Raw genomic sequence first — 15,484 nt, forward strand, 5'->3', positions numbered from 1 at the left:
TACTCATAATAAACGAATTTTTTATAAATTTATAACTCATTATACAAAAACAAACCAACGATCTTACAAACAGGTAATACACCGATCACACGAATAATAATTTTGACAGCAAGAGTCGCCACGGGTAAGTATAAGCCTCAAGTTTATAATTATTTAGGAGTAACGACCATGGACAAATTTCCGAGAGTTCACCGGCTGCCCCCCTATGTGTTTGCCAAGGTGAACGAACTGAAAATGCAGATGCGCCACGAAGGTGAGGACATCATCGACCTTGGCATGGGGAACCCAGATATCCCCACCCCTCAACACATTGTAGACAAACTCGTTGAAGCGGCGAACAAACCCGCCAACCATCGCTACAGCGCGTCAAGGGGAATCAAGGGCCTTCGCAGGGAAATGGCGCTTTGGTATAAAAGAAGATATGGCGTTGAACTGGACTATGATCAGGAAGTGGTCGTTACCATGGGCGCCAAAGAGGGGCTGGCGCACCTGGCGTTGGTTATGCTTTCACCCGGTGACGTTGTGTTCGCGCCGGATCCGTCTTACCCTATCCATCCTTACGCAAGTATCATTGCCGGAGCGGATGTAAGACGTGTTCCCATCGGTGCAGACAGGGATTTCTTTGAAGACCTTGAACTGGCAATGCGCCAGACATGGCCAAAGCCAAAACTTCTGATTATCAACTACCCGCACAACCCCACCGGGGTTACTGCGGAAATTCCGTTCTTTGAAAAGATCGTTGATTTCGCCAAAGAAAACGACCTGCTGGTCATTCACGACCTCGCCTATGCCGACTTCACTTTTGACGGCTACGAAGCACCTAGCTTCCTGCAGGCACGGGGTGCGAAAGATGTGGGAGTTGAATTCTTCTCACTGTCCAAAAGCTACTCCATGCCCGGCTGGCGCGTAGGCTTTTGTTGCGGTAACCGTGAAATGGTTCAGGCTCTGACCCGGATCAAAAGCTATCTTGATTACGGACTTTTCCAGCCGATCCAGATTGCGGCCTGCCATGCCCTTTCCGGACCGCAGGAATGCGTGCGGGAAATAATGGACATCTATCAGGACCGTCGCGATGCTCTTTGCGAAGGGCTGCAGCGCATCGGCTGGGATGTCACTCCGCCCAAAGCCACCCAGTTCATATGGGCACCGATCCCTGAACAATTCAAGGACCTCGGATCAGTGGAATTCTCCAAGCTGCTGCTGCGGGAATGCAAAGTCGCGGTAGCACCGGGACTTGGTTTCGGGCATTACGGAGATGACCATGTTCGAATGGCCCTTGTTGAAAACAGACAGAGAATCAATCAGGCCGTACGCGGCATGAAAGATCTCTTCACAAAAGGCTAAAAGATTACTATTCAAATTTCTAACAGGCTGCGGTATAACGCAGCCTGTTAGTTATTTTGAACCCCGTGAAATGAATTAAGAGGTTTTAATGCAGACTGTAAAGCTTGCCATCGCCGGATTCGGCACCGTCGGAACCGGACTCGCCCGGATTTTGGAAGAAAACGAAGATGTAATCCTTGCCCGCTGCGGCAAAAAATTTGAGATTGCATCCATTCTGGTCCGTGACGTGAACAAAAAAAGGGATTTCCTGCCCGGCCCGGGAGTAACTTTCACCGCCGACCCTGATGAATTCACATCCAGCCCGGATGTGGACATTGTGGTAGAACTTATGGGCGGAACTTCTCTAGCCAAAGAAATCGTCATAAAAGCCCTTGAAGCCGGCAAGCATGTAGTCACTGCCAACAAACATCTACTGGCTGAACACGGCATTGAGCTTTTCGAAATAGCTGCCCGGAATAAAGTCGGCCTGTATTACGAATCAAGCGTTGCCGGCGGCATTCCCATCATCCAGTCCATCAAGGAATCTCTGGCTGGAAACCGCATTAAATCCATTGTCGGCATTCTCAACGGAACCGCCAACTATATTCTTTCCGAAATGTCCACCAATGGGCTGGAATTTGACACCGCACTGGAACAGGCCACAGAACTCGGCTACGCCGAAGCTGATCCCACTTTTGATATTGAAGGTATCGACGCCGCACACAAAGTCTGCGTACTGGCACGTATTGCCTACGGTAAGGACTACCCTCTGGCCGAACTGCCCATAGAAGGCATCACCAAAGTCGAAGGTCAGGATATCCGCTTTGCCCGTGAATTCGGTTACCGTATCAAGCTGCTCGGTCAGGTCCGCGACGTAGGCGGCAAGCTTGAAGCCGGAGTATTCCCCGCATTGGTCAGATACACGATGCTGCTGGCCCGTGTCGGCGGTAACTACAATGCAGTGCGCGTCGAAGGCAATGCAGTGGGTCCCGCATTTTTCCACGGTCAGGGCGCAGGATCGCTGCCCACCGGAAGCGCAGTTCTGGCTGACATTATGGCCCTTGCCAAAACAGACCAGCCGGATAACACCGGATTCTGCAACGCTCCCATTGAAAAAGCCGAAATTCTCCCCCCGGAACTTAGTACCTCGGAATACTATTTCCGCTTCACTGTTCAGGATAAGGCAGGCGTCATGGCCGCGCTTTCAAAATGCCTTGCCGAACACAATATTTCCATTGCGCAGGCTGTTCAGAAAGGCTCGCCCGAAGACAGGGATATACCAGTGGTATTCACCACCCATAAGGCCAGCGCCAAGGACGTTAATGCTGCTATTGCCGAAATCGACAAGATGCCCTTCATCACCAGACCGACCATGTCCATGCGCATTTTAAAAGGATAACCTTTACATATGAAACTTCTTTTTCTCATTGCAGACGGAATGGGCGGTTGGCCCATTGAAGAACTTGGCAACAAAACAACCCTCGCAGCAGCGAAGACACCAAATATGGACATGCTTGCCGGAAAGGGTTTGATCGGCACCTGCCGCACCGTACCCAAAGGCATGGCTCCCGGTTCCGACGTTGCCAACATGTCCCTGCTGGGATTTGATCCCGCCACCTACCATACAGGACGCGGTCCCATTGAAGCCGCAGCGCAGGGCCTCAAGCTTGAACCTGATGATCTGGTCTGGCGCATGAACCTGGTTAATATTTCCGAATTTGCTGAAAACGGTACCATGTTCGACTATTCTTCCGGCCATATCGGTACGGAACAATCGGTACCGCTGGTGGAAAAGCTTCAGGCTGAACTCGGCAATGACGAGTTCACCTTTTACCCCGGCATCCAGTACCGCCACCTGCTCGTGCAGAAAGGCGGAGCCAAGGAAATGGAAGCGGGACTTAACATTCGTCCGCCCCATGACCTGACAGATAAGCCCATTGACGAAGATGTGCGCGAATTTGCAAAAAGCCCGCGTCTGGACAAACTGGTACGTGACGCAGTAGAAGTGCTCTCAGGAAACGGTACTAAGGCTGTATCCATCTGGCCTTGGGGTCAAGGACGCCCGCTGAATCTGCCTCCTTTTGAAGAAAAATTCGGCATGAAAGGCGCTGTTATTTCCGCAGTTGACTTGATCAAAGGACTGGGCAACGCATCAGGCATGGAAGTGATTGATGTTGAAGGTGCCACCGGACTGGTCGATACAAACTACGAAGGAAAAGTTGAAGCGGCCCTGAAATTTCTGGAGCATGGCGATTTCGTATACGTACACCTTGAAGGACCGGATGAATCCGGGCACATGGGTAGTGTAGAAGACAAGATCAAATCCATAGAACATTTTGATTCCCGCATTTTGGCTCCGCTGTTGGAAAAATTCCCTCTTGATAAAGCCAACTACGTAGTCACCTGTGACCACTACACCCCGATAGAAACCAGAACCCACGATGAAACCCCGGTTCCATTCATAATGACTTCTCCACGCCTGATTCCTTCAGGGGAGACCTCATTCACGGAAGAAACCGCTGACCGCGCAGGTATAATCATCCCCGACGGACATGATTTCATGCAGTGGGTGTTAAATAAAACAAAATAACCATGAAAAACCAATTTCCAACTCCGCATTCATGGCTGGAGCACAGTGTTTCCTATGGCGAAACCGATGCCATGGGCGTAGTTTATTACGCAGAATATCTGCACTTTTTTGAACGGTCCCGTTCGCTGTTTATCCGCGAACGGGGCATGAGTTATGCCGAAGTTGAAGAACGCGGAATCTACCTGCCTGTGCGCGAAGCCAACTGCCGTTACCGTGTACCGGCTCAATATGACGACCAGCTTGATATTCAGGTGGGTATCATCGAATGGAAACGAGCTTCAATCAAATTCATCTACGACATCTACAAGGATAACCGTTCAACACTGATCGCATCCGGGTTCACCGAGCACGCCTGCGTCAACAAAGACGGACGGCCTGTACGCGTCCCGGAATGGCTCAGAGAAATATTTTAACCCAAAATGACGCCCTCCACCTCTCTCCAACAACGTTGGCGAAGCCCTGATAAAAGTTTTTGAAGAGTCCAGCGAAACTTTTTTTAAAAGTTTCACTGGCCCTCGGAGAGGCACCCGGCAGGGTCGCCGAAGGCACAATCATGTACTACGACGTTCATACTCACGCATTTCATCCCAAAATTGCTGACAAGGTAATCCAGCAACTGCACGATCATTACGGCATAACCGCAGTAGGTAACGGACATCCGGAAGACCTGCTGAACCGTGCGACCCGTGCAGGTCTGGACCGAGTCATCATTCATACCGCTGCAACCGCCCCGGATCAGGTCATCCCAGCCAACAACTGGTCTATTGAACTGGCAAAATCAGACGAACGCATCGTTACCTTCGGGACCATGCACCCTGATTACGCCGACCCGGAAAAAGAATTCGCAAGGCTGGAACGCAACGGTATCAAGGGTCTGAAATTCCACCCGGACTTTCAAGGCTTCTTCATGGACGACCACAAATTTTACCGCATCATGGAAATGGTGCAGGGCCGCTTTGTATGCATGTTCCATATCGGGGACAGACTGCCGCCTGAAAAGAACCCCTCCTGCCCGCTCAAGCTGAAAAAACTGCTCCAGAACTTTCCTAAGCTGAAAGCCATCGGCGCGCATATGGGCGGGTTGTATCATTGGAAAATGGTTGCTGAAGAACTGGCTGGAATGGATGTATATTTTGATACTTCCAGTTGCCTGCCCTTCATGGATAAGAAAGTGCTTTATGAAATAATCAACAAACACCCACGCGAACGGATTCTGTTCGGAAGCGACTACCCGCTCTTTGATCCGCAAGATTCAATGAAAGAATTGCAGCACGCCCTCAAGCTCAAAGACAGCGAACTGGAGCTGCACATGAGCGCAGTGGAATCTCTGCTTGCCTAATAAACAAAAACGCACAAGACACCCCTTGTGCGTTTTTTATTCTGCCGCATTCCTACCCATAAAATAAACCACCAAATGATGAAAAGGCCTGATCAGGTTGAAATATAACGGACCGGTCCAATGCCTATAATGGACGATTGTAAAGACGTGATAACGATTTAATCCTTCATGTACAGGTTCTGAGACCACGCCGATATATGCACTTAGATGTTTATCCACGGCCTCACCAATCCAGAATCTTTCGGCTTCAAAATCAACAGACTGGAAAAAATCAACCTGCCCTCCGGCCTTGAAGTCGTAGTCAGAAACCTGAAGGCCATGACCAACTAATTCATCATGCTTGAGCCCCAGTAATCCGACCAGAAGCCCCCTTATCTTGTATAAGAATTTCAACCAGCCCGGTTTATAGGAAATCAGGCGGATCAGGAAATCCTCCATATTTCGGTGACTATCAAAAGCCATGCTGTCCATATGATCGGCATTGATAATTAATTTATTGATGGGATCTACGGATTTTACGATTTCTATTGATTGTGCCACAGATGCGCCTCCTTGAATATCCGAACTGAGAATTAGCCGATAAATATATAATTTCTTAAATTAACAGACATATACATCAAATAATTACATAGGCAAATCTAAAAAAGAAAGAGCCGTCTGCGGGCAACCACAGACGGCTCTATCGTACAACTTCGAAAAGTCTTGAAAATACTTTTTAGTTGTGTGTTCTAACCCGCTTGGGGTGACATGCGTTGTTCGCACAAGGAGCAGTGGCAATATCAGTCTCGCCGGCCTTGTTCATCTTCACGTGACAACCACGACAGCTAACGTCGCTCTTCAGAGTGTGGAACGCCTTAAAGTAAGAATGAGGCGCAGCCTTTTGCTTCAGGTTGTCATGACAACCGGCAGAAGCACAGCCCTTGATCTGGGTTTTACCGTCCCAAGTATGGTGACACTTGGCACAGTTAACGTCCTGATGGTCAAAATGGGAGAACTTAACCGGGGTAAACCGGGTCTGATTCAACACTTCAGGGCGTTTGAATTGAAGATTAACGGGAAATCTTACAACCAGCTCTTCGGAAACAACTTCAACCTTTTTGTCGCCGGAGATGCTTGCAATCTCCTCACTGAGATTACTGGTAGCAGTTGAATACACAATAACAAGAACGGCAAAGACCACAGCCGCTCCAACATACAGAAAATTCGTCTTCATTCTATTCCTCCTCATGAAAGTCGTCCTTACCTACTCAAAATCAGGGATTATTTCAATAAAAATACGTAGATGTATATACTCTGCAATGCTTGAGAACAAAAGAACAAGCGACTACACAACATAGATTGAGAAAATTTTCACACAAATCACTTTTATATACAATAAAATATAAGATCACTAAAACAACTGCATTTATCAACTCCAACAAGACACAACACAACTCAATTCATAAAAGTTATATTCAGTAAGCCATGATTTAACTTTTTTTACACTTCAAACTAAAGCATAAAACCGAAATCAATATCGCATTATTTTAATTCAGAATTAAAAAAAACTTCATATTTTTTCTAATATGACACACTACTTTTCTCTATCCTGAGTAACAGACGTTCACAGAGGACAACTTATACCCCGTCTTATATTCAAAACAATAAAAACATCACCGCAATGACCAGCCGAAAATCATTAACCGCTAAAAACACAAATTAAAATTATGTACGACATAAGTAACAACTTTCATTGACTAGTAGCACGAATTGGTCTAAGTTATATTCAACGAAGAACAAAGCCTTGCTTGGGAAACACACCCCTACCTCCTGTGTTTTCCTGTTTTCTAGGGGCGCAGCCTTAAGAAACAACCTCCATCCCCAAGGCAACCTGTTTTTCAATCCCACGGCGACTCGGACATAGCGAAAATTCTGATTCGGATGCGGGCCTGACAGCACCCAATCCATGCAGTCAGGCCCGCAGGGATACAACAAAAAAATGACCGGTGACCATCTGTAAAGACGGCTGCCGGTCATTCCAGTCAGGCAGATAAAATCTAAATATCAAAAGGCTTGATAACCCGGTCAAGCACTCCCTGCACTTTAGATATGGCCACTCCATAATTGGTTACCGGAACTCCGTTCCGCTGACACTCTTTGATGCGGCGCAACATCTCACTGCGATTAAGCATGCATGCTCCGCAATGAATCACCAGCTTGAATCGCTCCAAATCATCCGGGAAGTCATGTCCCGAATACATAACAAAATTTATGTCCTTGCCGGTATACTGACGAATCCAACGAGGAATCTTGACCTTACCGATGTCGTCAGCCACCGGGTGATGGGAACAGGCTTCCCCCATCAGCACGGTATCCCCGTCCTGCAAGGAATCAATCGCTGCCGCACCTTCCACGAGGCTGGCCAAATCCCCTTTGTAACGGGCAAACAAAGTTGAAAATGTGGTCAGGGGAATTTCGTCCGGGACATCCCCAGCTACGCTCATGACGACCTGAGAATCTGTTATGACCAACGCCGGATCACGCTTCATCGACATCAATGTTTCTTCAATTTCACGCTCTTTTACAGTTACCCCCACCGCATCTCTATCAAGGATTTCCCGCAGGACCTGCACCTGCGGCAGAATCAACCGTCCTTTAGGAGCAGCAAGATCAATTGGAACAACGCAAACCACCCAATCTCCTTCATCAAACAGATCACCCGCAAGCACAGGCTCCCGTTTCATTTCTTCCGGAGCCAGATCAATTACAGCCGCTTTGACTTCGTCCACAGAAGCTGACTCGAGGGTCGACGTTCTGTAAAAAGGGATGCCTTTCCGGCGGCAATAATCCATATCCGCCTCAACCGGTTCCTTCAAATCATTTTTATTGAAGACAACCATATAAGGAATCTCAAGCTTGGAGACCCTGTTCATCAGCTCGACTTCATAATCCGTAAGTCCATCTTCCCCCACAACTATAAGAGCCAGATCAGTCCGCATCAGAATCTTGTTAGTAGCCTTGACACGCAATTCACCGACTTCACCTACATCATCAAGACCAGCGGTATCATAAAATGTAACTGGACCAAGTGGAAGCAACTCATAATGTTTCGGCACCGGGTCTGTTGTCGTACCGGGGTGATCGGAAACAATGGCAACATCCTGTCCGGCAATGGCGTTAATTAACGAAGACTTACCTACGTTGCGCTTTCCAACAAGAGTAATCACCAGCCGCACGCCGCGGGGAGCCTTATTCGACATTATTCATTCTCCTTACAGAACCTTTGGTAGCCGAAGGCACAAAATCCAGTGAACGGATCAACTCTTCGGCTCGAGAAATAGTATCGGTAACATCAACTGAAATAGAATTTTTGCCCGGATAGATGTTGTAATCTCCTCGTCTGGCAACAGGTGTCACCGAAGGCATAATGACATTACAACCACGCAACAAACCTTTTGCCCGGCCTTCAGGGTCAAATGAATCAAGAGCAGAAGTTGCTGGAATATTAGAAAAGGGACTAAGCAAACGGGCTAAGGCCGTGAACCGGAACGAGAGATTGATATCTCCCGAAACGCTTGAGGAAAAAGGAGTCTCCGGGTGAGGGACAAAAGGCCCAGCCGCGAGCATATCCAACTCCAATCCAGCCAGAAAAATCAAATCATCAGCCAACTGCTCCACGCTGTAATCCGGCAGCCCTACAATGATCCCGGAACCGACCTCATAACCAATTTCCTGTACTGAGCGAAGCAAGGTAATGCGATCATGGAATTTTTCTCCGCACCTTATTTTGGCATAAATATCCGGGGCGGTTGTTTCCAATTTAATAAGGCAGCGGTCAGCTCCGCAATTAAACCAATGCTCATATTCTCCAATACTGCGGTCTCCCAAAGAAAGAGTCACCGCCACATCATATGAATCCTTGATCCTGCGGATAATTTCCTCAATCTGCAGGGTGGAATAGCTGAAATCGTCTCCGGATTGCAGCACAATTGTGCGCGCCCCTGCTTCAGCTGCCTGACAAGCGGAAGCGACAATGGAATCCACATCCATTCTATAACGATTTACATTTGAATTCGGGGCTCTCAACCCGCAGTAATTACATTTTTTATTACAAACATTGGAAAATTCGACAATGGCCCGCAGATAGACCTCCCTGCCAAAAACATTACCCCGGACACTGTCTGCTAATGAAAACAACTCTTCATCATCGCCGCCGTTCAAATAATAAATCAATTCATCACTAGCAAGCGAAACCATAATCACCTTCTCCACCATCTAAGCCGCATTTCATAGCCCTTGAGCATTCACTGACCAACCTGAATGCGGCAATTTCCTCCGCATCGGCTTCGCGCGGCACCTCACCGGACTCGGCCCAGCCGAAAAGTTTCTCGACATCAGCCTCAACACACCCCCAGAATCCCTGCGGAGCATGAACACAGGCATGGGCATACTGGCCGAAGCAGATGCAATCATCCACAATCACCACCGGCAGACACGGTAAGTTATTAGCCGGGTAGACATTAACTTTTTCCGGGTAACGTCTAGCGAGTTCACTTAAAAAAAATTTTGAATAATCAAGTTCATCAACAACAGACTGCCGGGAAATACCGAACCGAAGAGCAGTTAAAAACGGCTGATCCCATCCGTTTTCCCCTCCGGGCTGTACGGCAATGACATCAAAGCGGCTGAATTCAGCCCTTGAAAATGCTTTTTCCAATCCATCAAGGTGGGGTTTGGACTTTGCAAAGGGTCCGTAAACCGATGCATGAAGTACAATCCTTCGTTTCGCCCTTGAAAACATTGCGGGAATCCCCAACTCCCCAACTCCGCATACAAGCTTCATTTTAATTACCCCTTATCTTTTCACCCGGGGTAAACCCCTGCTTGCAAAGTCGTTGCGGAGAGAGAAGTTCATCTACTTCATCGGCATCGGCAAGACCCTGAAAAATGATCTCGTCGCGTAAAGAACGTCCCGAACTCCGGCAGGCATCAACGATCTTTTCCACACGGGAATATCCCAGAAACGGCACCAGAACGGTAGCCAGCGCATCACTCGATTCGACATGTTTCCTGCAGCGGTCTTCGTTTGCAGAAATACCCTGCACACAATTACGGGTAAAACTTCCGCTAACATTCAGCAGCAGACTCAGGGAATTGAGCAGGTTGTGCGCCAGCAACGGCATGAACTGGTTAAGCTCCAACTGCCCCATGGACGCAGCCAAGGTTATGGTTTGATCATTACCCATGACCTGCAAAGCCACCTGCGCAACAGATTCAGGTATGACCGGATTGACCTTTCCTGCCATAATGGATGAACCGCACTGGCGCGGAGGTAATTTCACTTCCCCGATCCCTGTTTCCGGTCCGCTGCCAAGAAGACGAAGATCGTTTGAAATCTTCATCAGATTTGCAGCATATGATTTGAGCATGCCGGAAACTTCCACCATAGAATCAGTGTTCTGGGTGGCATCAATAAGATTTTCAGATCTTGAAACAGGCAGGCCGCAAAGATTCTTCAATTCTCCGGCGACCTGAAGAATATATTCGCGGGGAGCGCCAAGGCCTGTACCGATAGCAGTTCCGCCTAGATTAACTTTCTTTATCCTTTCCCGGCATTTGAAAAGCCTCCAGCGGTCACGGGCCACTGCATCGGAAAAGGCGCCGAAAGTCATCCCCAAGGTCATGGGGACAGCATCCATCAGCTGCGTCCGACCGACTTTTACAATTCGTGAAAATTCACTCTCTTTTGCCTGTAATACTTCTTGGAGCTTTGAGACCTCTTTTTCAAGATCAACAAGCAAGGTAAAGACAGCAACTTTTAAAGCCGTAGGATAAACATCGTTGGTGGACTGATGCATGTTTACATGCTCAACAGGGTGGACCAGCCCGTAATCACCAAATTCACCACCTAGAATCTCAACAGCCCGATTGGCGATAACTTCGTTCAGATTCATATTGGTGGAAGTTCCAGCCCCGCCCTGATAGGGATCGACCATTATACTGTCATTCAATTTACCGGAGGAAACATCCCTGCAGGCCGCTATAACCGCCCTTCCAGTACTCTCATCCAGATACCCCAGCTTCATATTCACTGCGGCACAGGCTTCTTTCACCTGCGCAAAGGCCCGAATGAACCGTTCATGCAAACGCTGACCGGAAAGCGGGAAATTAAGCATAGCCCGCCGGGTATGAATACCGTAATACGCGTCAGCGGGAATTTTCATTTCGCCGAGCGAATCCTTCTCGATACGGAAATCATTATTTCCGGATTCAGACATGTTTCCTCCGGAAACCAATTACAAGTAGAGATCCCGCTCGCCATTCTCCATACGGGCAAGACGGTCAGTCAGAAGCTTACGGCGCTCAGGGTCGGCATAGCTTTCAATTTCATTCCTGATAAGTTCTTCGCCAACCTTTTTAGTCTCCTCGGATGCATAGTCCTCGAGATATTCCTTAAAAGTCAGCAAGCCGTTAGGCAGGCAGAATTTCTGGATAAACCCGGTCTTGGCCAGTTCCATGAAATGTTCACCGGTTCGCCCAAGGCGATAACAGGCAGTACACCATGAAGGAACATAACCATGATCGCCGACGATGGAACGGATGGTTTCATCAAGGGAACGGCTGTCGCCGATACAGAACTGCTGAACCTCGGGACGGTCATATTCAGGGTCACTGTAGGCACCGGGATATGTGCGTGATCCGCCTGAAATCTGGGAAACGCCTACTTCCAGCAATTCCTTACGGGTTTCCGGATTCTCTCTGGTGGACAGAATAAGTCCGGTATACGGCACAGCCAGACGCAGAACAGCTACAATTTTCTTAAAATCATGAGGAGAAGAAAGAAATGGAGGATTTAATGCCAGATCAGAATTCTGCGCGGGCTCAATGCGGGGAAAAGAGATAGTATGCGGTCCAACTCCGCAATCGATTTCCAGTTGTCTGGCATGGTAAAGAAGGCCCATTACCTCGAAGACCGGATCATAAAGACCGAAAAGAGCACCCATGCCCACATCATCAATACCGGCTTCCATGGCCCGATGCATGGCATAGAGACGCCAGTTGTAGTCCGTCTTGCGTCCTGCGAGATGATATTTCTTGTACGTTTCCTGATGGTAGGTCTCGTGGAAACACTGATATGTTCCGATACCAACATCATGAAGTTTCTTAAATCCTTCAACATCCAGTGGAGCACAATTTATGTTTACCCTGCGAATTTCACCGCTCTTTCGTGAAGTTACGGAGTAAACTTCTCTAACTGTCTGAGCAATCCAATCAGCATCATATTTGGGATGCTCACCATAAACAAGAAGAAGACGTTTATGGCCCAGATCTTCAAGGACTTCTACTTCCTTATGAATTTCTTCCGCGGTGAGTGTGCGGCGCTCGAGGTCTTTATTGGTGGCGTTAAAACCGCAGTATGCACACTGGTTGGCACACTCATTACTGACATAAAGAGGTGCAAAAAGAACCAACCTGTTACCGTAGATTCCCTTTTTGACCTCAATAGCGGCTGAAAAAATTTCGTTATCCAGATCTTTATCTTTATTCTTCAGCAAAACTGCTGCTTCAAATGGAGAAAGACCTTTTCTCTCTTTGGCCTTTGTTATTACATCACGGACAAGGGAAGGTTCCGGATTGGTGGCTTTTTCCATTTCCGACCAGATAAGCTCTTCATCAATAAATGACTTGAGACCGGTTCCAAGAGTAGCATTCTTATTCATAATTGTATCCTTTCCTACACGAGAAGTGATTTTACTTTTACACCTTGAAGCATGCCCAGTTGACCGGTCAATGCTCCGACCTCGTCCGTGGTTGCCTCGATAATTATACCGATGACATTCACGCCCTTTTCGCGGAAAGGAAGTCCCATGCGCCCTACAATTATCTCTCCATGTTCACTAAGAGTCTGGTTGACCTTAGGTGCAGATTTATATCTGTCTTTGATGGTTATCCCTATAATTCCCAAACGCTTATTCATTAAAAAGGCTCCGCAATGGTCGAAGTAAGAGAAGCAACTGACAGCTTCCGGAGCTTGCCGGGGAAACCCCTGCAGGAAGTCAGGACACACCCCTTTTCCTCGGTAATTTGCCGGTAAGAAAGACACTGGCTGATTAATATAAACAGCCTCCAACGCTTGCGCCTGCCCTTGGGTCAGATTCATCCTCACCTCAGGTTAACGCACGCAGATTTTTTTTTAGAGATTAAGCTCGATTCCCTTTTCTTTCAGGGCATTAAGCTTACTGCTACGATCATAGTAATGGGTATGCAGAAGATGATGGGATTCATGTCCACAGGGACCGTCATGCAGGAAACCGTCTTTATGATCGTAAATTTTAACAATCATGGGGTTGTCCTGAGACTTTCTGTATTTGTAGATATTCTTATTCGCATCAGCCGCATAAACCGAGTTCTGACGACGGGCGACAAAGTCCATGACTTCCGCTGCCGCTTCTTTGGCGATATTAACGCCAAGAACCGCATAACCGGCTACCGCACCAGCGGCTTTGATGAAACTGCGTCTACTTAATTTCATGTCAGTTTCTCCTTATGCCTTAATTTTGCGGGCTCTGAACCGTTTATTGATCTGAGCCACGGTAGAGCGGAACAAAGAAGCCCTGATTTCAGGATCAAGAGGCTGTCCGCCACCGTTAACACAACCGCCGGGACAGGTCATAATCTCGATAAAATGATAAGGAGATTTACCTGCACGTACTTCATCACAAAGCTTGGCGGCATTGCTGAGTCCACTGGCCACAGCAACTTTTACAGTACCGAAGTTGGGCACCTTCACATCAGCAGTGTTGATACCCTCGTGGGTACGTACAACTTTGATATCAGGGTTGGCAAGCTTGGTACCGGAAAGGACTTCGTAAGCGAGTCTGAGAGCCGCTTCCATTACCCCGCCGCTGTTACCGAAGATAGTCGCCGCACCGGTTGATTCACCCAGGACCGGATCAGGATCTTCATCAGGAAGATTATTAAAATCAATACCGGCAGCCTTAATCATATAAGCCAGTTCACGTGTGTTGATTGTGGCGTCAATGTCGCGGTCAAATCCGGCATCATCCAGCTCACTGCGCACACCTTCATACTTTTTGGCAATACAGGGCATGATGGAAACAGTGTAAATCTTTTTACCGTCTGTCTTTGTTTCCTTTGCACCATATGTCTTAGCCAAAGGACCAAGCATACCGATAGGTGATTTACAGGTGGACAAATTAGGGATCAGGTCGGGATAAAAAGTTTCTGCAAACTTTACCCAACCGGGACAACAGGAAGTGAACTGAGGCAAAGCCATTGCGTCCTTGGTTCCCTGGCTCTTAACTCTGTTAAGAAGCTCAGTACCTTCTTCCATGATGGTAACGTCAGCAGCAAATTCGTTATCCCAGATATAATCGAACCCCAGCTTGCGTAAAGCCGCATGCATTTTTCCGCCAACGTATGTTCCGGTGGGAGCACCGAAACATTCGCCAAGCCCATAGCGGACAGCCGGAGCAGGCATGGAAACAACGATGGTGTCCGGGTCCTTAAGTTTTGCCGCGAGCTCGTCTATGAAGGAAACTCCTTCAGAAATAGCTCCATAAGGACAATTGACAAGACACTGACCGCAATTCATGCAGGCAACCGGATCGACGATACCGTGAATTCCGTCATCATTGATAGCCTGAATAGCTCCACTCGCGCAGACCTCTTCACACGCCCCGCATCCTTCGCACTTGGACCCATCAACCCGCACAAATTGTACTGTGTCTGCGTCTACCCCTACTGGAGGAGCGTAAAGACTGTACTCAACACCCTCCATTCGTTTGGCATTTTCATTCACAGCAGGCTGAACTGCTACAGCCCCGGCAGGCGGGGACTTAGGCGCACATCCTGACATGCATGGCCTCCTTTGTTAAAATTAGTTAACAAAACTTCAAACACAACAAACACATATAATTAAAAAGTAACACTAGAAACGTACTAATACACTTCCATTATACATGTCAATTCATCACCTAAAAGATAAATTACCCTAGGCAAATAAAAGATCACTGAACACAGGACCTTTTGAGGTAAAGTACATAGCCTACTAATTATTCTATGGAAAATTCAAAAAGATGATGGGATGTAGGACGAACTATCAGCCCTAAAATGAGGAAAAAGATAAAACTCAAAATAACCACAATGACACGAAACTGGCCACGTCGGTTATTTAAATCAAATTTCAGTTTTTTTTGAAGGGTGATCAGGAAGATCACCCTTCAAAAAAA

15 protein-coding genes are annotated in these 15,484 nt (G+C 47.7%); 5 read left to right on the plus strand and 10 right to left on the minus strand.

The window, feature by feature from the left end; genetic code table 11:
• Nucleotides 1-168: 168 nt before the first annotated feature.
• The 5 genes from ACKU41_RS04545 (at nt 169) to ACKU41_RS04565 (ending at nt 5,252) form a co-directional block, all read left to right on the plus strand.
• Nucleotides 169-1,344: an aminotransferase class I/II-fold pyridoxal phosphate-dependent enzyme gene (locus ACKU41_RS04545; RefSeq protein ID WP_319780185.1), complete on the plus strand. Its 1,176-nt coding sequence runs from the start codon at nt 169-171 to the stop codon at nt 1,342-1,344.
• An 88-nt stretch (nt 1,345-1,432) separates the two neighbouring features.
• Nucleotides 1,433-2,722 carry a homoserine dehydrogenase gene (locus ACKU41_RS04550; RefSeq protein WP_319780186.1) on the plus strand — a complete coding sequence of 430 codons (1,290 nt, stop codon included), beginning with the start codon at nt 1,433-1,435 and terminating at the stop codon, nt 2,720-2,722.
• A gap of 9 nt (nt 2,723-2,731) precedes the next feature.
• Nucleotides 2,732-3,913, plus strand: a complete 1,182-nt coding sequence (locus ACKU41_RS04555) for a cofactor-independent phosphoglycerate mutase (protein ID WP_321404351.1) — start codon at nt 2,732-2,734, stop codon at nt 3,911-3,913.
• 2 nt (nt 3,914-3,915) lie between these two features.
• The gene (locus ACKU41_RS04560) at nt 3,916-4,326 is read left to right on the plus strand and encodes a thioesterase family protein (RefSeq protein ID WP_321404352.1); all 411 of its coding nucleotides are present in this window, start codon (nt 3,916-3,918) and stop codon (nt 4,324-4,326) included.
• Nucleotides 4,327-4,466: 140 nt separating this feature from the next.
• Complete coding sequence (locus ACKU41_RS04565) at nt 4,467-5,252, plus strand: amidohydrolase family protein (RefSeq protein WP_321404353.1); 786 nt, start codon at nt 4,467-4,469, stop codon at nt 5,250-5,252.
• 36 nt (nt 5,253-5,288) lie between these two features.
• Here ACKU41_RS04565 and ACKU41_RS04570 read toward each other — a convergent pair whose 3' ends face one another.
• The 10 genes from ACKU41_RS04570 to ACKU41_RS04615 form a co-directional block, all read right to left on the minus strand.
• The gene (locus ACKU41_RS04570) at nt 5,289-5,792 is read right to left on the minus strand and encodes a DUF2867 domain-containing protein (protein ID WP_321404354.1); all 504 of its coding nucleotides are present in this window, start codon (nt 5,790-5,792) and stop codon (nt 5,289-5,291) included.
• A gap of 175 nt (nt 5,793-5,967) precedes the next feature.
• Nucleotides 5,968-6,465 (minus strand): cytochrome c3 family protein, encoded by a 498-nt coding sequence (locus ACKU41_RS04575; protein WP_319780190.1) that lies wholly within the window; start codon nt 6,463-6,465, stop codon nt 5,968-5,970.
• A gap of 823 nt (nt 6,466-7,288) precedes the next feature.
• On the minus strand, nt 7,289-8,491 hold the full coding sequence (hydF, locus tag ACKU41_RS04580) for a [FeFe] hydrogenase H-cluster maturation GTPase HydF (protein ID WP_321404356.1): 1,203 nt from the start codon (nt 8,489-8,491) through the stop codon (nt 7,289-7,291).
• Nucleotides 8,481-9,488, minus strand: coding sequence for a [FeFe] hydrogenase H-cluster radical SAM maturase HydE (gene hydE, locus ACKU41_RS04585; RefSeq protein WP_321404358.1), 1,008 nt, complete (start codon nt 9,486-9,488; stop codon nt 8,481-8,483). The genes hydF and hydE overlap by 11 nt, the downstream gene beginning before the upstream one ends.
• Nucleotides 9,472-10,074 (minus strand): hypothetical protein, encoded by a 603-nt coding sequence (locus tag ACKU41_RS04590; RefSeq protein WP_321404359.1) that lies wholly within the window; start codon nt 10,072-10,074, stop codon nt 9,472-9,474. Before ACKU41_RS04590 ends, hydE begins: the two co-directional genes overlap by 17 nt.
• Nucleotide 10,075: 1 nt before the next feature.
• Nucleotides 10,076-11,509 (minus strand): aspartate ammonia-lyase, encoded by a 1,434-nt coding sequence (locus tag ACKU41_RS04595; protein ID WP_321404360.1) that lies wholly within the window; start codon nt 11,507-11,509, stop codon nt 10,076-10,078.
• Nucleotides 11,510-11,527: 18 nt separating this feature from the next.
• Nucleotides 11,528-12,952 (minus strand): [FeFe] hydrogenase H-cluster radical SAM maturase HydG, encoded by a 1,425-nt coding sequence (gene hydG, locus ACKU41_RS04600; protein ID WP_319780198.1) that lies wholly within the window; start codon nt 12,950-12,952, stop codon nt 11,528-11,530.
• A gap of 14 nt (nt 12,953-12,966) precedes the next feature.
• Nucleotides 12,967-13,209 (minus strand): TM1266 family iron-only hydrogenase system putative regulator, encoded by a 243-nt coding sequence (locus ACKU41_RS04605; RefSeq protein ID WP_319780199.1) that lies wholly within the window; start codon nt 13,207-13,209, stop codon nt 12,967-12,969.
• A 216-nt stretch (nt 13,210-13,425) separates the two neighbouring features.
• Complete coding sequence (locus ACKU41_RS04610) at nt 13,426-13,764, minus strand: iron hydrogenase small subunit (RefSeq protein WP_319780200.1); 339 nt, start codon at nt 13,762-13,764, stop codon at nt 13,426-13,428.
• Nucleotides 13,765-13,776: 12 nt separating this feature from the next.
• On the minus strand, nt 13,777-15,033 hold the full coding sequence (locus tag ACKU41_RS04615; protein WP_319781009.1) for a [FeFe] hydrogenase, group A: 1,257 nt from the start codon (nt 15,031-15,033) through the stop codon (nt 13,777-13,779).
• Nucleotides 15,034-15,484 lie beyond the last annotated feature (451 nt).

It is taken from the genome of Maridesulfovibrio sp., assembly GCF_963678865.1.
GTDB lineage: Bacteria > Desulfobacterota > Desulfovibrionia > Desulfovibrionales > Desulfovibrionaceae > Maridesulfovibrio.

Coding starts and splice junctions, on each gene's coding strand:
- ACKU41_RS04545 (WP_319780185.1), top strand. CDS start 169: ATGGACAAATTTCCGAGAGTTCACCGGCTGCCCCCCTATGTGTTTGCC.
- ACKU41_RS04550 (WP_319780186.1), top strand. CDS start 1,433: ATGCAGACTGTAAAGCTTGCCATCGCCGGATTCGGCACCGTCGGAACC.
- ACKU41_RS04555 (WP_321404351.1), top strand. CDS start 2,732: ATGAAACTTCTTTTTCTCATTGCAGACGGAATGGGCGGTTGGCCCATT.
- ACKU41_RS04560 (WP_321404352.1), top strand. CDS start 3,916: ATGAAAAACCAATTTCCAACTCCGCATTCATGGCTGGAGCACAGTGTT.
- ACKU41_RS04565 (WP_321404353.1), top strand. CDS start 4,467: ATGTACTACGACGTTCATACTCACGCATTTCATCCCAAAATTGCTGAC.
- ACKU41_RS04575 (WP_319780190.1), bottom strand. CDS start 6,465: ATGAAGACGAATTTTCTGTATGTTGGAGCGGCTGTGGTCTTTGCCGTT.
- hydF (WP_321404356.1), bottom strand. CDS start 8,491: ATGTCGAATAAGGCTCCCCGCGGCGTGCGGCTGGTGATTACTCTTGTT.
- hydE (WP_321404358.1), bottom strand. CDS start 9,488: ATGGTTTCGCTTGCTAGTGATGAATTGATTTATTATTTGAACGGCGGC.
- ACKU41_RS04590 (WP_321404359.1), bottom strand. CDS start 10,074: ATGAAGCTTGTATGCGGAGTTGGGGAGTTGGGGATTCCCGCAATGTTT.
- ACKU41_RS04595 (WP_321404360.1), bottom strand. CDS start 11,509: ATGTCTGAATCCGGAAATAATGATTTCCGTATCGAGAAGGATTCGCTC.
- hydG (WP_319780198.1), bottom strand. CDS start 12,952: ATGAATAAGAATGCTACTCTTGGAACCGGTCTCAAGTCATTTATTGAT.
- ACKU41_RS04605 (WP_319780199.1), bottom strand. CDS start 13,209: ATGAATAAGCGTTTGGGAATTATAGGGATAACCATCAAAGACAGATAT.
- ACKU41_RS04610 (WP_319780200.1), bottom strand. CDS start 13,764: ATGAAATTAAGTAGACGCAGTTTCATCAAAGCCGCTGGTGCGGTAGCC.
- ACKU41_RS04615 (WP_319781009.1), bottom strand. CDS start 15,033: ATGGAGGGTGTTGAGTACAGTCTTTACGCTCCTCCAGTAGGGGTAGAC.